Genomic DNA, 16,001 nt, shown 5'->3' on the forward strand with positions numbered 1-16,001 from the left:
CCAGAAACAACGATAGCGCTAACCCCACTATCAATAACACCAGAAGTGAGACGATAAGTCCCTGTCTGCGCCTCCAGAGCTACCCTCAGTTTGTCCCCACATAAGCAGCGAGAAGCTTAGCAGTGTTCACTACAGCTTGCTTATGCGTACGTTCCATGGAGTGGGAGGCATGTACACCTGGGCCAATCAATGCTGCACGGATATTGTTTCCGCCTCTGAGCGCTGCGGAAGCATCGGAGCCGTACATAGGATAAATATCAACGGCATAAGGAATTGCGAGTGCTTCTGCCAGTTCAATCAAACGACCTGTCATAACATAATCGTAAGGGCCGGAAGAGTCTTTAGCACAGATGGATACATCGGTTTCTTTACAGCTGAGATCATCACCCATGGCGCCCATATCGACGGCAATCATTTCATTGATTTCACCAGGAATCCAAGCTGTACCATGTCCCACTTCCTCGTAGTTAGAGATGAGGAAAGAAAGGTTGTGGAGAGGTTTCCAGCCTTCACGTTTAATACTTTCCAGCAATCCGAGAAGGGCAGCCACGCTTGCTTTGTCATCTAAATGACGGGATTTAATGTAACCGCTAGGCGTAATCACTGCACGTGCATCGAAAGAAATGAAATCTCCGACGGAAATGCCAAGCTTGAGTACGTCTTCTTTAGAAGATACCAGCTCATCAATTCGTACTTCCATGTTCTCCTCTGATCGTTTGAAGTCACGAGCGTCTGGATATACGTGAACAGATGGATGGCTGGTTAAGATGGTTCCTGTATAAGTTTTGCCGCTACGGGTATGGATCGTGCAGTATTCATTCTCAATGCTGTGCATGGCGAAGCCACCCACAGAGGTCAGACGCAGTGTACCATTAGCTTTAATCGAGCGGACCATGGCACCAAGTGTATCCACGTGAGCGCTGATGCCAATAGTACGAGAGGGATCTAAGCCAGGGACGTTAAGAATTACGCCGCCTTTTTCATTCCAGCTTAAAGGTACGTTCAGCGCAGCTGCTTCTTCAGCAACTAGTGTCATTACCTGTGCGGTGAAACCGCTTGGGCTGGGGGTGTCGAGTAATTTTTTTAGGATGGAAAGTATGTAGTCTTCATTAGGTTGAATGGTAATCATTAGTTAAGCCCTCCTGTTAAGCCATCATTGTCTGTGTTAAAAGAATCCAGTGAAGTGTCGGCATCACGAAGCTTGGTAAGCTCAGCAGTTAAGCTTTTAATTTGCTTTTGTAGTTTGTATTGACGAAAAATGCCGTAAGAGCCCACGATGATTCCGCCAATTAACGCGCAGCCAAGAATAACAAGTATAAGTGGTATATTAACCACATCAAAACCGAAATTGACTTGAACGGGATCAACGTTGATGACTGCGAATATGGCGGTTAGCAGCGCGAAGATTAGACCCGCAATTAGTGACCATTGAATTCTCATTGAATCTTCCTCCTCAGGGGGATATAACAATATAAAATCCCCTGCCCAGATAGGGCAAGGGATTAATGTAATACTAAGCTCTCTGCCTTATTTGGTCAACTGTTCCATTTGCTCGATAACACTTTCGAACACACTCATCGCTTCGCGAATCGGCTCAGGAGACGACATGTCAACGCCTGCTTTTGACAAAATATTGATGGAGTAATCACTGCCACCGCTCTTCAGGAAGCCGAGGTAACGATCTACCGCCGGTTTACCTTCTTCAAGGATTTGTTTGGCAAAGCTAGTCGCTGCCGAGAAGCCTGTTGCATATTTGTAAACATAGAAGCTGTTATAGAAATGCGGAATTCGTGCCCATTCCATCTCGATATTCTGATCTACAACCATTTCTTTGCCGTAGTATTTGACATTCAGGTCGTAGTAGATACTCGAAAGATCTTGTGGGGTAAGCGAATCGCCCTCTTCAACACGCTGATGAATGATCTTTTCGAATTCTGCGAACATTGTTTGCCGGAAAATCGTTGTCCGGAACTGATCGGCATAGTAAGTGAGCAGATACATTTTTTCCTTAGGATCTGTAGACTTTTTGAGTAGATAATCCATAAGCAAAGCTTCATTGGTAGTTGAAGCAACCTCTGCAAGGAAAATGGTATACTGTGCATCCCGATAGTTCAGAGCGTTGTCTGAAAAATAAGAGTGTAGAGCATGACCCATCTCATGTGCCAGAGTAAACATACTGTTCAGATTATCGTTATGGTTCAGCAGGACGTATGGGTGTGTGCCATAAGGGCCCCAGCTGTAAGCTCCAGAGCGTTTATTCTCGTTCTCATAGACATCAATCCAGCCATTGTCGTAGCCTTTTTGCAGCACATTCAGATAATCTTCACCCAGCGGTTTGAGGCCTTCTTTGGTAATTTTCTTCGCTTCTTCGTACGTGATATCCAGCTTATATTCATCTACTAGTGGTGCAAATAGGTCATACATATGTAACTCATCCACACCAAGCAGCTTTTGACGCAACTTCATGTAACGGTGCATTAAAGGAAGACTCTCATGAATCGTATCGATCAGGTTGGTGTATACCTCTTTTGGAATGTTATCACCGTAAAGAGACATTTCCATTACAGATGGATACTTGCGGACGTGTGAGAAAAAGACGTTTTTGTTCACATTGGCGCTAAGCGTTGCTGCGATGGTGTTTTTTTGCTTACGATAGGTGTCATAGACTGCTTTAAAAGCATTTCGGCGAACCTCGCGATCGGAGCTTTCCAAGAACTTGATATAGTTGCCGTGAGTCAGCTCGACCTCTTTGCCATCTTCATCTTTAATCTTAGGGAATTTCAGATCTGCGTTGTTCAGCATACTAAAAATATTCTGAGGCGCTTGTGCTAGGTTTCCAACTTGGGCAAGCAGAGCTTCCTCAGCCTTGGACAATACATGCGCTTTCTCACGTTTCATCTCTTTTAAAGTGAAGGTGTAAGCGGACAGTTCAGGATCAGCAATAAATTGATCCAGCTTCTCAATAGGCAGTGCCAAGATTTCTGGGGTTACAAAAGAAAAGGCTTCGCCTGCTTCGATCCCAAGCTTCTTCGCTTTGGAGGACAAAGCTTGATATTCAGGATTAGCAGTGTCTTCATCCTGACGCATATGAGCATAGACAAAGAGTCGCTCAGTGGAGACGGACAGCTTGTCATCCAGCTCAAAACATTGTTTCACAGCTTCTGCGGAATCAAGTTTACCTTGGAAATCAGCAGCTTTTTTGATCAGTGATTTAGCTTCAGCATATTCTGCATCCCAATCCTTCTGAGAGGCAAATATATCTTCAAGCTTCCAACGATTCTCAGCAGGTACTTCACTTCTCTTCAATAATTGTTCCATAGAAACCCTCCTAGAATGATGAGATGTAGTAGGCATAATCTCCCTCGGCAATACTGTGGATGATATTTCACCCGGTAGCAAGCTGAGCACAAGTAGAAGAGGGATGGACTTGAGTGTAATAGGCATGACGTCCTCCTCTTTGAAAAGTAGAGTCAGCTTATTATGTCCTGCTAAGTCCTGATTATTAATATTTAGTCTTCTTTATATGGTAGTTATGCCAACAAGCTATAAATAACAAAGATGAAAGCAAACAGAATCATTACGACCGCAGCCATGGCCATGCCCCGCTTTAGTTTCGGCGGGACACGATCCTTGGTCATAATTAATACTGCGCCTAGACAGAGGACTAGGACAACATAAATCGTGAGATTTTCGTTATTCATTTCCTGTTATACCTGTTTGAAAGCTGCAATGATGTTTTTGTACTCTTCTTCATTGTCTTTATAAGATTCTTTGTTGAAGCGGTTATTCACCCATTGCATCATCGCTGGACGACTCAGGAAGGTATGTGTTTCTTCTCCCCATTGATCGGAAATTTCGCGGAGTACAATGTAGCGGCCCTGAACTTCTACCGTCATCATATTCCATTTGTCTGTTTTGTATATTTCATGTTTTTTGATCATTATCATTACCACCCTGGCGATTTTTGGCTTTTGGCTCAATGATAACGCACTGGAGAAGGGAAAAGCAAATTAAATCATATATTAAGGGTTGGGTTTGATTGATTTGAACAGAAGATTGCAGTATACTATAGTTATACGCCATATATGGCGGTTATTTTTAGGAGGTTGTTCAATTGAAAGGTACAGTAAAATGGTTTAACGCAGAAAAAGGTTATGGTTTTCTTCAAGTAGAAGGCGGCGAAGATGTATTCGTACACTTCTCAGCAATTCAAGGTGAAGGATTCAAGACTTTGGACGAAGGTCAAGAAGTAGAATTCGACATCACTGATGGTAGTCGCGGACCGCAAGCTGAAAACGTAGTAAAATTATAAGAAACAGCAGGACAGTTAAGCTGTCTGCTACAAATATATAATTTACTTGGCAAGCCCTTGCAAGAGTGGTTACCAACTTACAGAACACAGTTCTTTCGGGAACTGTGTTTTTTTACGCCCACTATAGATGTTCTCCTAAATGAAAAAGGTCGTTGCACTCCCGTGAAGGGGAGTACAACGACCTTTTTGTATTATGGAATAATACCAACCTAATTATAGGGAGGCTTTTTTGTTCTTTTTTCTGAAATAATTGATCGGCTCCAGGTTGGATTTCAATAAATGCTGTCCCAGAAACCCTGCAAAAGCAAGCAAGCTGAAACCCGTAGCCACTATATAAAAAATATAACGCCCCGCCTCTTGATAAATAATGCCGCCAAAGGTACCGCTAAGCAGCCCAGAGGCACTTGACCAAACGACGGTGAAAATGGCAAGACCTGTTGCCCGAAGGCGATCCGGGATAATCCGGGTGATATAACGGACAGATGTTACATAAAAAACACCAAATGATATACTGTGCATGGCTTGAATGGCAATCATTGAGCCTGGATGATCCGCCAGGGACATCAAAAGAAAACGCAGAGCATACATCAGACTCCCCAAGGCCAGCAAGGGCAATTCTTTGAATTTGTCGCCGTATCTGCTGAGGATAAATAATACAGGGATCTCACTAAGAGCTGACGCGAGCAATGCCCAGCCAATGATTTCCTCACCTGCGCCTAGTTGTTTTAGACTGATCGTCAGAAAGGCTTCGTTCATTCTATGGCCTAACGCGAGTACAAACACACAGCCGAAGAACCACAGCACCTCTTTTTGCAACAATATATCTTTAAGTCCATTTTTGCTATTATCAGCTTCAGCTGTGTCCTTATCTTGATTCGTTGTTTCTATAACAGCAGGTCTCTTAACATCCTTAAGACCTAGGGTAATTAAAAGTGCAGCAATAATGATGATGATACATAGGGTCAAGCTCCAAGTAGAGCCCAATGCTCTTAATGCATAGCCAACGGTTAGAGCAAAGAAAGAGTAGCCTAAGGAGCCAAAAACGCGAATGGTAATGAAGTTCCGTCCGTGCCTTTCGGCAACTTTGATAGCCATTGTATCGGCAAGCGGAAAAACTGGGTAATAGAAGAAGTAGAAGAAGGACAAAATAAGCATGACAGATGAAAATTCGGCCGCTCTGGCTAATAGAAGACCAGTTACTAATTGACCCGCAAGTAGTATGAACATGATCTTTCGAACGGTGCCTAACTTATCGCTTATCATACTCCAGAATAGATTGGATAGGATGGAGATAAGGGGGCCGAGGGAATACAAGTAGCCTATCTGAGAACTGCTAAACCCTAAATGTGTGTAGAATAAAGGAAAGTAGGATACTACAAGGACGCTGGTACCATATATGGTAAAGAGAAAGGAACGCAGCCAGTTTTGATCACTGTAAAGGCTGCCGGTCCGTTTTGAAAACATGGATTGCACTCCTCCGAAATTGAAATATGCCTAGTATAGCATAAAGCAATGGGGAGATGTTTTTAAAAACTGCTGTATTTCTGAATCTTTCATGATTTTACGAAAGTGATTTTGTTGTTTGTACAAATACGCCTGATCATATTATAATAAGTGGTGATTTGGATAAGGAGACAACAATGTGGAGGCACTGTCATTGAGTGAATTAGAGCAAGGCCGTTACCTTAGCCCGCGTGGTCCACTGGGACTTATGAACAGGGTCTATAAGTACGTGCTGCCGGAAGTGAGAGAATGTCTCCATTTCTGGCGCCAAGATGCGAACGGGATTCCCGATCCCGAGCTCCGGAAGCAAGCACTTGCCAGCATTGAAACTAAAGAGTTTCATTGCATAGGCGGTGGTATTTATGCCGCCGGCAATTTATCGATGAAACATATACTGATTCCGCTAATTGTTGCTTATCAAACTATCAGTGATTATCTGGACAACTTATGTGATCGCAGTACTTCGCTTGATCCTGCAGATTTCAGGCTGCTGCATCAATCTATGCTGGATGCTATTGATCCAAATGCTGAGCCAGGTAATTATTATGCGCTTCGAAGCGAACAGAATGACGGCGGATATTTGTACAGGCTGGTTCGTAAATGCCAAGAAATGATTTCTTTGTTGCCAGGTTATTCCGCTGCTGCAGCGGAGATTCGAGAACTGGCTGTGCTCTATACAGATTTACAAGTGTATAAGCACATCCGCCCGGAACTCAGGGAAACAGCCCTGAAGGAGTGGTGGGAGGAACAGGGCAGTCGAGCGCCGCATCTGCAATGGAATGAGTTTTCGGCTGCAACGGGATCAACGCTAGGTGTATTTATGTTATTTCTATCCGCATGTGATCCGAAGCTGAACCAAGCTTCTGCGGCTTCGATTCGAGCCGCGTATTTTCCGCATGTATGTGGTCTGCACATTATGCTGGATTATCTGATTGATCAGGAAGAGGACCGAGCAGGCGGTGATCTTAATTTCTGCAATTATTATGATGACACGGATACCATGCTGAGTCGGATCGCTGCAATGGTTGAGTGGGCCCGTAAGGATGTTCGTAATCTTCCAGAGTCTTCGATGCATCGTATGGTGATTGAGGGATTGCTGGCACTTTATTTATCTGATCCGAAAGTTAGCGAACAGCGGGAAGTTCGCTCTGTATCTAAAAGCCTGATGAAAGGCAGTCCGCTTACAAGACTGTTCTTCTTCGCTAACAGCCGTTGGATACGCAAACGCTTTTTGTAACCATGTCGCGAAGTTATTTTTATAAGAAGTATCAGACTTCGCACAATTTTAAGGAGGAACAACAGAATGTCTAAAATTCAAAAAATCGCAGTATTGACTAGTGGTGGAGATTCACAGGGAATGAACGCCGCTGTTCGTGCGGTTGTAAGAAGCGCACTTTATTTCGGTATTGAGGTATTTGGGGTGCAACGTGGTTATCAAGGTCTGCTGAATCGCGATATTTTCCCAATGGATCTTCGCAGTGTAGGGGATATTATTCAACGTGGCGGTACTGTTCTGCAGTCTGCAAGATGTCTGGAGTTCACGAAACCGGAAGGACAACAAAAAGGCGCGGATATCCTTAATGAACTGGGTATCGATGGTCTAGTAGTTATCGGTGGAGATGGTTCTTATAAAGGAGCTAACAAATTAAGTAAACTCGGTATCAAGACTATGGCTTTGCCAGGTACGATTGATAACGATATCTCCTTCACAGACTACACTATCGGTTTTGATACAGCGGTTGGCGTTGTTGTAGACGCTATTAACAAGTTGCGTGACACTATGTCCTCCCATGAACGTTCTTCCATTGTAGAGGTTATGGGACGCCACTGTGGCGATATCGCGCTGCATGCTGGACTGGCTTCCGGAGCAGAAACAATTCTTGTGCCGGAAATGCCGTATGATTTGAATGAAGTTGCTGACCGGATGCGCGATAACTTTATCAGAGGTAAACGTCACAGTATCGTAATTGTTGCCGAAGGCGTTGGCAAAGGTGAAGATGTGGCTCAAGCTCTGAAAGACCGTCATGCTTCTCTGGACGCACGTGTTACTGTACTCGGACATATCCAACGTGGTGGAACACCAACTCCTGGAGACCGGAATCTGGCTAGCCGTCTTGGCGATTTTGCCGTACGTAAGCTAATCGAAGGTGAATCCGACAAGGCTTGTGGTATCATCAAAGGTGAATTAACCCTTACGGATATTGATCTCGTTGTGAATACGAAAAAAGGCTTTGACCTGGAGCTGTACGAGCTGGCTTCCCGTCTTTCCCAATAATTAGCGACCCTATATATAAAAAGGAACAGCTGCGAAATTCGCACTGTTCCTTTTTTGTGTAATATGGATCGTTAACTCTGTGGTTGTTCCTGTGTGTATTGTGCGGCATAACGCCGTTGAACTTTGATAAGCCGAGACAATAGCAGGGTCGCACCGATGGCAAGACCGGTGATAAGACCAATCCAGTAGCCGAATGCTCCTAGATCTGTATAAGTTGCAAGTATATAACCTGTAGGTAAGCCAATTACCCAATAGGCAATAAAACAAATGATAAAGGCTGGGTTAACATCCTTATATCCGCGAAGCGCCCCTTGAGTAGGTGTAGCAATTGCATCTGAGATTTGAAAAAAGATTGCATAGATCAGGAAATGCTGAATCAACGAGATGACATCGGGTTCATCTGAATATAGACCAGCTACATGATTTCCGGCAAACAAGAGCAATAAAGCTGTGGCCAGCGAAAGGATTGCCGCCAGCCCGATACCCATTATGGCATATTGGCGTGCATCCTTTTGTCTGCCAGACCCGGTCTCGAAGCCGACGAGGATGGTAAGGCTGATGCAAATACTGAGCGGAATCATATAGAGTGTTGTTGCAAAATTGATTGCTGCCTGATGCGCGGCAATTGTTACGGTATCAAATCGGCTCATTAACAAGGTTACAGCGGAAAAGACAGCCGTTTCGAAAAAAATCGAGAAACCGATGGGTACTCCGATTTTAAGCAAATCTTTAATGCTGTTTAACGATATGAAGTAGAAATTACGGAATAATCTGAGATTTACAAAGGCCTGAGAACGATATATGAACAGTAGAGCAACGGCAAATATAACCCAATAGGTAATGGCTGAAGCTACCCCTGCACCAACACCCCCGAGACGAGGGAATCCGAAGTTCCCGAAGATGAGCAAATAGTTCAAACCTACATTTACAGGCAAAGCTATTAGTGTAATACACATGGATACGCGTGTTTGCCCTAAAGCGTCTATACAGCTACGAAGTACCGTATATCCAAACAGGGGGATAATTCCGAACGAAATAGCACTGAGGAAGCGGAAAGCAACATCTCTTACACCAGGCTCCAAGTTCATAAAATTAAGAATAGGTGACAAGGCAAAGCTGCCAATCAGCAAGACGATGATCGAAACAATTAGTGACAGCCAAATACCTTGTGTGACTTGAAAGGCGACATCCTTATCTTTTTTGCTCCCGATGAGCTGTGAAACAATAGGTGTGATCCCCATAAGAATACCGCTGAGACCGGTTTGGATTGGAATCCAAAGACTAGTTCCTATCGCAACTCCTGCCAGATCGACGGTCCCGAATTTACCGGACATATTAGTATCAAAGAAGGTGATCGCGGATAAAGCAATTTGTGTAACAAGGATTGGGAATAAAATATGAAAAAATTGTCCTGCCTTTTGTTTTAAAGAGGTGGTCTGTATCATAATTCTGTGCCTCATTCTTTATGATTTTTCATGGAATAGGTTAAATAGTTCAATAAGTTTCCGTTAAAAGACCCGGCAAACGCCGGGTCTTTAGCATACGTATATCAGATCAGCTATAAATAATAAGGGCTGTATTCATTGTTTTTCGTAATCAACATCGGCTGTATAGCGATTGTTGGCGTTCCAGAGAAGGAACTCATCCACATTCTCATCTTTCAAAGCGCGGATTTGATCTTCCACCTGTTTTTTACCATATTTCACATAATGACCACTTCCGAGCCAGCTTGCTGTAAAGTCTTGAATCCAAGGCCGAATAACGGGTTTGTAGCTGCCCAGTGGATCAAGCTTCTTATGTGTATCAACCATGGAGCCTTTGATTGTAGCGTAAGGATCTAAGTCGGGCTCTTTCACGCCAAACCATCCCGTTGAATAGTGACTTGGATAAACCATTGGACTAATAACATCCACATTCTTGGATATTTTAACAAAGTCTTGGCCGATACCCTCAGCAGGGGCAGATGCGGCATATCCAAAAATATCTACGGACACACGGACACCAAGTGGAGCTAGCTCTGCTTTGGCATATTTAACAAAATTAGATACAATTTCTACGCGTGAATCACTGGTTTTAGTGTATTTAAGGGTTTCAGCGCGTTTTTCGAATCCTTCCGGAAAACGAACATAGTCGAACTGAATTTCTTTGAAGCCGAGCTTGACAGCCTCCTTGGCGATATCCACATTGTATTTCCAAACATCTTCATTATAAGGATTAACAAAGCTGTCGCCGCCTTTATTCTTCCATACAGTGCCATCAGAATTAACAAAAGACATCTGCGGGTTCTTCTTGGCAAGAATGGAATCTTTAAAAACAACAATCCGGGCGATAGGATAAACATCATGTTTCTTCAAACGTTCCATTAACTTGCTGATATCTCCAATAAAAGGCTGAGGGTTACCGAGCTTCTGAAGGTCGGCATTATCGGTCTTATATGTGATATAACCCGCATCGTCCTTAATGTCTATAACCATTGAGTTAAGTTCGGTTTGGTCAAGCAATGTAAGCAGCTTTTCCATTCGTTCCCCACCAGCACTGTAGGCGGTAACATAAATGCCTTTTACTTTGGGTGCGTCTGGCTGTGGATCGGTGTGTAACATACTTTCTGAGTTTGTTGCTTCAGGTGAAGCGCTTGGAGCTGGAGTTGCTACATTCGAATTGTTGTTTTGTTGTGCAATGATGGGGGGATTCATGGCGGACTTCAAAGCGATCGCCACTTCAGCGTCATGTTGGTTCTGTTGTACGCCTACGCTTCCCAAGGCCATCATCAGTAGAGCCCAGGTGATGTTCATTCGTTTTTCTCTCCCTTTATGTACTTTCCCCTAAATTATATAGGAACGGTTGCTCCCAAAAAGAACAGTGTTGTAACAATATTAGCTCAGATTGGGAATAAAAAACCGCCTTTGTTGTTTATAAACGAGATGTATGGATTCGAAACGGTATGAAAAAAGTAAATGCCGCCTTAAATCGGCAACAGGGCCGAACCCAAGGCGGCAACTATCAAGACTTCTCTTGCGGCTTGCTCATTGAAGATACGCAGAATTCTGATGTTCACAGATGCTGTAATGGATAATATCCATGGCATCTGCAGGTTCCAGAATACTTAGCCCGTCTCGCAGAACGATTACTGAATTTAATTCGTCCTGTTTGAGAAACGGCATCATATCAGGATACCACCTCATGACGATTGCTGACAGTTTTACCGTTTCCATTTCCACAAAAATCACCCTTTCCTTTTTCGATAGTTCTGAATAGATTCAGTGTTCATCGGAAAACGAAGTGCTTTGGAAAAAAGAGGGGTAAATCTCAATCTTTATGAAATTGTTAGGGTTCTGCGTGTGTATAATATATCATAATTCTGAGTTTGGTGCATTTTCCAATACTAGGAATTTTTATTTCCTCATTTTGTCTTTCCGAAAGGAACCCATAACACCCACTGTTTCAACAATATTTACAAAAGCTTGCGGATCTGTCGTGCGGATGATACGTTGCAGCTCTGCAAGTTCGTAGCGGGTTGTTACCGTCATTAGCATGTCCTTTTCAACGTGAGAATAAGCGCCTTCTGTTTTAATCTTTGTGACACCTCGTTGAAGGCCTATTAGATGTTGCAGTAATTCATCTGTACGGTTTGTTACAATATATACGGTTACCTTTAAGTGGCTGATATGAATCATATCCAACACTTTACCTGTTACATATATAGATACCATTGATGAAAGTGCTAAATTCCAGTTCTGGTCAAGATAAGCGGCCGCCAGGATAACTAGTCCATTTAAACTTACCACTACATTGCCGACCGGGAAATCACGGTATTTAGTGATAATTGAACCCAAGATGTCAAAACCTCCGGAAGAACCTCCTGCACGGAAGGAGATACCGCAGCCAATCCCAACGAGAACTCCGCCAAATACAGAGGACAGCAGCATATCTGTAGCCACCAGATGCTCAGGAATCACCGTTAAGAACCAGGTTGTAAACACAACGGATAACATGCTCATAATAATAAATCTCCGGCCTAACTGGAACCAGCCTGCAGCCAGCAGAGGAATATTAAAGAGCAAGTATAGGAGGCTTATGTTTAATGGAGTGAAATAACCCACTAACATGGAAAGCCCAGATACGCCACCACTTAGTAAACGGTGTGGAATTAAAAATAGATTAAATCCACTGGCGATCAGTGCTGCCCCTAAAAAAACAACCAAACAATTCAAAATCTGTCTTAACAAGTAAATCCACCCTTATATATATATTTAAAAAAATAAAACATGAAAGCAATGAAAAGAAAGGAACCCACTGGTATTCTCACATGTGTTTGTGATATAATGTATAGGATATTCTTGAGTAGAACGTTACAATGGTATTTTTGCATTGCATCGGATGTAAAGCTACAGTTGCTCAGGTACAACAAGGTACCTGATGATTAGGGAGGCTTTTCGTCCCAAAAGCGCTATATCATGCAGAAAATAGAGCATGATTGGACAGCCTATAAATGTGTTTACCGCTACTTAAGAATACAGACAAGCATGTGGAATGTCCACTGTATAGAAGGAGCATGAATAATTTGAAAACATTCGCAGAATTTGGCTTGGAGCCAAAAGTGCTACAAGCAATCACAGAGTTAGGATTTGAGGAGGCAACACCGATACAGGAACAGTCGATCCCATTAGCATTGACTGGGTCGGATCTGATCGGTCAAGCTCAGACTGGTACAGGTAAGACTGCTGCTTTTGGTATCCCCCTCATTTCGAAGATTAACCGTGAAGACGAAAAAATCTTGGCCCTTATTATGGCACCAACTCGTGAGTTGGCCATCCAAGTGTCAGAAGAAATTGGCAAACTAAGCCGTTTCAAAGGTCTTCGCTCGTTGGCGATTTATGGCGGACAGGATATTGGACGTCAAATCCGTGGATTGAAAAAGAAACCACAAATCATTATTGGTACACCTGGTCGTTTGCTCGATCACATCAACCGTAAAACGATCCGTTTGGATGATGTTCAAACCGTTGTATTGGATGAAGCAGATGAAATGCTGGATATGGGCTTTATGGAAGATATTCAGACTATCTTGAAGCTCGTTCCTGTAGAACGTCAAACCATGTTGTTCTCTGCTACAATGCCACCAAACATTCAACGCCTAGCTCAACAATTTCTTAACAACCCGCAACATGTCTCCGTTATTCCGAAACAAATCAGTGCCCCACTGATTGATCAAGCTTATGTGGAAGTGCCTGAGCGTCAAAAGTTTGAAGCTCTTAGTCGTTTGATTGATATGGAATCACCTGAATTAGCTATCGTATTCGGACGTACTAAGCGCCGGGTTGATGAGCTTGCTGAAGCTTTGCAAAAACGCGGATATTCTGCTGATGGATTGCATGGTGACTTGTCACAGAACCAACGTGATGCTGTAATGCGTAAATTCCGTGATGGCAGCATTGACGTGCTGGTAGCTACTGACGTAGCGGCACGTGGTCTGGACGTATCCGGCGTAACTCACGTAATTAACTTTGACTTGCCACAAGATCCTGAAAGCTATGTACACCGTATTGGTCGTACAGGACGCGCAGGTAAAGAAGGTACGGCTTGGTCATTCGTTACTCCACGCGAAATCGATCACCTGCATTTGATCGAACGTGTTACTCGTCACCGGATTACTCGTAAACCTTTGCCAACAATGGCTGAAGCTATTGAAGGTAAACAACGCGTTACTGCTGAGCGTTTGCTTGAAGTGGTAGAAAGCGGAGAATTGAACGAGTACAAAGGAATTTCTATTCAATTGCTTGAGCAATATGATTCCGTACAATTGTTGTCCGCAGCTATGAAGCTTCTCACTGGCGACAAGAAGGATTCCGCAATTGAATTGACTCCTGAAGATCCAATTCGTGCTAAACGTCGTGGTGGCAAAAACGATATCCGCAGTGGCCGTAAACCTAATGGTGGTTATGGCGGAAACCGTGGTACTTCCGGTGGCAGCGGTAGCGGTGGCGGATACCGTGGTAACCGTGATAATAACGGTGGCGGTAGTCGTGGTGGCTATAGCAGCGGTGGCAGCAACTACGGTAGCGGCAGTGGCGGCTATGGCGGTGGCTATAAAGGCAACCGTGATGGCGCACCAGCTCGTGACGGTGGTGCAAACCGCAGCGCAGAGCGTAAACCATACACTCGTCCAAGCAGCACGAGCACTCGTCCTGCAAAACGTGAAGATTTCGATAATTAATACTTCGTCAAGATACCAAAGAAGACGAGATGCCGCATTGCGGTTCTCGTCTTCTTTTTGCTGAAATATAAGGATGTTTGGTGAATTGTTGTGTCCTTAGTAGGGCGCGAATTTGTTTTGTGAGATATTAGTATCCGAATGTACGAGTGATGATAACGAGCAAGATAAACAATACGAGGATCGTGCCTGTAGAAGTCCAACCGCCGAAGCCAACAGGTGTAGACATGAGATAACCTCCTTTAGAATGTGGGGATTTTGGTATTTCTTATGGTTACAATCCTAATATATGGACTATAAAGGCTTTACGTATAGACGATAGTCTATAATTCAGAAAGTTGGGCTATGGAAATGAGGAGGTCAAATGAGGTATAGTTAAGATATGTAGTATGTAAGAGACAGAGGAGGAAGGGAATTGGAGTTTAAAGGAGCAATGGGCGGCTTATACCGCGTCACAGAATGGATTTCACGTATCGCAGGAAGTAATATCTTATGGGCACTATGTTCCGCCCCGTTTTTGTTTTTTGGTGTTTTAAAGATGATTATGTTAGGGACAGGCGCAGGTGGAGCGAACGAGCAAATTACATTGAACTGGGCAATGGGGATTCTAGCGCCCTTTACGGTGTTTCCAGCTTCAGCCGCTTTATTTACTGTAGTACGTAAGTGGGTAATGGGGAATACGGATGTAGGAACTTTTCGTACATTTTTTCAGGGGTATAAAGAGAACTATGTAAAAAGTATGCTCGGAGGAGTTATCTATACATTGATGTTCGTTGTTATGTACGTTGATGTAACAGTTTACATGACACAAATGCCTAACTTCAGAATTGTTGGTATTTTGATGTTGGTGCTGATGATACTTTTGTCGGTATCCATGTTTAACTTCTTTTCCATTGTGGTTCATTACCAAATGGGCTTCAAGCAAGTGATGACCAATTCTATATTGCTGACTATAGCACGCCCAATTCGTGTGTTCTCTACATTGATTGCAGCCGCGGTTCTTGTTTATATCGGTCTTAGATATCCGGCTCTGTATTTCATTTGTATTCCAACTTTGATTGCAATGGCGGCCTTCTTTAACTTCTACGCTACTTATAATAAGCTACAGCTGCAAGTAGAAAAGAAGAAACTAAAAGAGCAGGAAGAAGCAGAAGCAGCAGCATTGAACAATCGGGAGGATGAATATGACGACGATGACGATGATGATGACTACGAGGATGAAATTGATGAAAAGGACACCAAACGCATTTAACAAAATGCTGGATTAAGCGTTGGATATTTCCAGGTAATTAATTCCTGTGTAAAAATAAAGCGCATACAGGTTTACTTTTTCGTTAAAACGCAATATAATAATAACAAATCCTGCGATGTACGTTACGGTTACTCGTTGTTTTGAACCAATGATAATGTCTTGGGAGATCTACACGAAGCGCAGCTGAACCGCCCTGTCTATATGACTTGGGGAATTCAAAAACGTTTTCTGCGATCACCCACCTGCTCTAGCAGGTTCAGAAGACACTGTAGCCGGACGGCATAAGCGGGTTTTCTCTTGTTTAAGCCAAGGCGCCCTGTTTCCCGTGAATAATGGGAGCGGGCGCTTTTTTGTATGTCTGGAATAAAGGGAAAGTGAGTTATACCCTTTTGTTCCTGAGACAAGAGTGTTACACTTATAATAATGAACTTGGGATTTGTAGAGGGGG

16 protein-coding genes and 1 other RNA gene are annotated in these 16,001 nt (G+C 43.4%); 6 read left to right on the plus strand and 11 right to left on the minus strand.

Annotated elements, in window-relative coordinates; translation table 11 throughout:
- Positions 1-85: 85 nt before the first annotated feature.
- The 5 genes from MHH46_RS10270 to MHH46_RS10290 form a co-directional block, all read right to left on the minus strand.
- Entirely contained in the window at positions 86-1,126 is a 1,041-nt protein-coding gene (locus tag MHH46_RS10270) for a M42 family metallopeptidase (protein WP_076184364.1), read from the minus strand.
- A 2-nt stretch (positions 1,127-1,128) separates the two neighbouring features.
- Positions 1,129-1,440 carry a lipopolysaccharide assembly LapA domain-containing protein gene (locus tag MHH46_RS10275; RefSeq protein ID WP_042126298.1) on the minus strand — a complete coding sequence of 104 codons (312 nt, stop codon included), beginning with the start codon at positions 1,438-1,440 and terminating at the stop codon, positions 1,129-1,131.
- A gap of 87 nt (positions 1,441-1,527) precedes the next feature.
- The gene (pepF, locus tag MHH46_RS10280) at positions 1,528-3,318 is read right to left on the minus strand and encodes an oligoendopeptidase F (RefSeq protein WP_076191338.1); all 1,791 of its coding nucleotides are present in this window, start codon (positions 3,316-3,318) and stop codon (positions 1,528-1,530) included.
- 212 nt (positions 3,319-3,530) lie between these two features.
- The gene (locus MHH46_RS10285; protein ID WP_036689267.1) at positions 3,531-3,701 is read right to left on the minus strand and encodes a hypothetical protein; all 171 of its coding nucleotides are present in this window, start codon (positions 3,699-3,701) and stop codon (positions 3,531-3,533) included.
- A gap of 6 nt (positions 3,702-3,707) precedes the next feature.
- Positions 3,708-3,941, minus strand: coding sequence for a hypothetical protein (locus MHH46_RS10290; RefSeq protein WP_036689271.1), 234 nt, complete (start codon positions 3,939-3,941; stop codon positions 3,708-3,710).
- Positions 3,942-4,114: 173 nt separating this feature from the next.
- Between MHH46_RS10290 and MHH46_RS10295 the strand changes: the two genes are divergently transcribed.
- Positions 4,115-4,312 carry a cold shock domain-containing protein gene (locus tag MHH46_RS10295; protein ID WP_036689272.1) on the plus strand — a complete coding sequence of 66 codons (198 nt, stop codon included), beginning with the start codon at positions 4,115-4,117 and terminating at the stop codon, positions 4,310-4,312.
- Positions 4,313-4,525: 213 nt separating this feature from the next.
- Here the strand turns inward: MHH46_RS10295 and MHH46_RS10300 are convergent, their stop codons facing one another.
- The gene (locus tag MHH46_RS10300; protein ID WP_076125115.1) at positions 4,526-5,776 is read right to left on the minus strand and encodes an MFS transporter; all 1,251 of its coding nucleotides are present in this window, start codon (positions 5,774-5,776) and stop codon (positions 4,526-4,528) included.
- A gap of 193 nt (positions 5,777-5,969) precedes the next feature.
- On the opposite strand from MHH46_RS10300, the gene MHH46_RS10305 reads away from it, so the two are divergent.
- Both MHH46_RS10305 and pfkA read left to right on the plus strand, forming a co-directional pair.
- Entirely contained in the window at positions 5,970-7,052 is a 1,083-nt protein-coding gene (locus MHH46_RS10305; protein ID WP_036689648.1) for a tetraprenyl-beta-curcumene synthase family protein, read from the plus strand.
- A 66-nt stretch (positions 7,053-7,118) separates the two neighbouring features.
- Positions 7,119-8,090 (plus strand): 6-phosphofructokinase, encoded by a 972-nt coding sequence (gene pfkA / locus MHH46_RS10310; protein WP_036689277.1) that lies wholly within the window; start codon positions 7,119-7,121, stop codon positions 8,088-8,090.
- A gap of 71 nt (positions 8,091-8,161) precedes the next feature.
- Here the strand turns inward: pfkA and MHH46_RS10315 are convergent, their stop codons facing one another.
- The 4 genes from MHH46_RS10315 to MHH46_RS10330 form a co-directional block, all read right to left on the minus strand.
- Positions 8,162-9,535, minus strand: coding sequence for an MATE family efflux transporter (locus tag MHH46_RS10315; RefSeq protein WP_076184354.1), 1,374 nt, complete (start codon positions 9,533-9,535; stop codon positions 8,162-8,164).
- A gap of 135 nt (positions 9,536-9,670) precedes the next feature.
- Positions 9,671-10,882 carry a putative glycoside hydrolase gene (locus tag MHH46_RS10320; RefSeq protein ID WP_076125118.1) on the minus strand — a complete coding sequence of 404 codons (1,212 nt, stop codon included), beginning with the start codon at positions 10,880-10,882 and terminating at the stop codon, positions 9,671-9,673.
- Positions 10,883-11,113: 231 nt separating this feature from the next.
- Positions 11,114-11,302: a hypothetical protein gene (locus tag MHH46_RS10325; protein WP_036689649.1), complete on the minus strand. Its 189-nt coding sequence runs from the start codon at positions 11,300-11,302 to the stop codon at positions 11,114-11,116.
- Positions 11,303-11,482: 180 nt separating this feature from the next.
- On the minus strand, positions 11,483-12,316 hold the full coding sequence (locus MHH46_RS10330; protein ID WP_036689285.1) for a YitT family protein: 834 nt from the start codon (positions 12,314-12,316) through the stop codon (positions 11,483-11,485).
- Between the two features lie 335 nt (positions 12,317-12,651).
- On the opposite strand from MHH46_RS10330, the gene MHH46_RS10335 reads away from it, so the two are divergent.
- On the plus strand, positions 12,652-14,304 hold the full coding sequence (locus MHH46_RS10335) for a DEAD/DEAH box helicase (protein WP_036689288.1): 1,653 nt from the start codon (positions 12,652-12,654) through the stop codon (positions 14,302-14,304).
- Between the two features lie 127 nt (positions 14,305-14,431).
- Here MHH46_RS10335 and MHH46_RS10340 read toward each other — a convergent pair whose 3' ends face one another.
- A complete protein-coding gene (locus tag MHH46_RS10340; protein ID WP_036689290.1) occupies positions 14,432-14,530 on the minus strand; it encodes a hypothetical protein in 99 nt (32 codons plus the stop codon).
- 186 nt (positions 14,531-14,716) lie between these two features.
- Between MHH46_RS10340 and MHH46_RS10345 the strand changes: the two genes are divergently transcribed.
- On the plus strand, positions 14,717-15,553 hold the full coding sequence (locus MHH46_RS10345; protein WP_076191340.1) for a YesL family protein: 837 nt from the start codon (positions 14,717-14,719) through the stop codon (positions 15,551-15,553).
- Between the two features lie 104 nt (positions 15,554-15,657).
- Positions 15,658-15,849: non-coding RNA, 6S RNA (ssrS, locus tag MHH46_RS10350), on the plus strand.
- Positions 15,850-16,001: the final 152 nt, after the last annotated feature.

It is taken from the genome of Paenibacillus sp. FSL H8-0175, from assembly GCF_045040615.1.
GTDB classification, from domain to species: domain Bacteria; phylum Bacillota; class Bacilli; order Paenibacillales; family Paenibacillaceae; genus Paenibacillus_AQ; species Paenibacillus_AQ odorifer.

Coding starts and splice junctions, on each gene's coding strand:
- MHH46_RS10340 (WP_036689290.1), bottom strand. CDS start 14,530: ATGTCTACACCTGTTGGCTTCGGCGGTTGGACTTCTACAGGCACGATC.
- MHH46_RS10290 (WP_036689271.1), bottom strand. CDS start 3,941: ATGATCAAAAAACATGAAATATACAAAACAGACAAATGGAATATGATG.
- MHH46_RS10320 (WP_076125118.1), bottom strand. CDS start 10,882: ATGAACATCACCTGGGCTCTACTGATGATGGCCTTGGGAAGCGTAGGC.
- MHH46_RS10285 (WP_036689267.1), bottom strand. CDS start 3,701: ATGAATAACGAAAATCTCACGATTTATGTTGTCCTAGTCCTCTGTCTA.
- MHH46_RS10315 (WP_076184354.1), bottom strand. CDS start 9,535: ATGATACAGACCACCTCTTTAAAACAAAAGGCAGGACAATTTTTTCAT.
- pepF (WP_076191338.1), bottom strand. CDS start 3,318: ATGGAACAATTATTGAAGAGAAGTGAAGTACCTGCTGAGAATCGTTGG.
- MHH46_RS10275 (WP_042126298.1), bottom strand. CDS start 1,440: ATGAGAATTCAATGGTCACTAATTGCGGGTCTAATCTTCGCGCTGCTA.
- pfkA (WP_036689277.1), top strand. CDS start 7,119: ATGTCTAAAATTCAAAAAATCGCAGTATTGACTAGTGGTGGAGATTCA.
- MHH46_RS10300 (WP_076125115.1), bottom strand. CDS start 5,776: ATGTTTTCAAAACGGACCGGCAGCCTTTACAGTGATCAAAACTGGCTG.
- MHH46_RS10325 (WP_036689649.1), bottom strand. CDS start 11,302: ATGGAAACGGTAAAACTGTCAGCAATCGTCATGAGGTGGTATCCTGAT.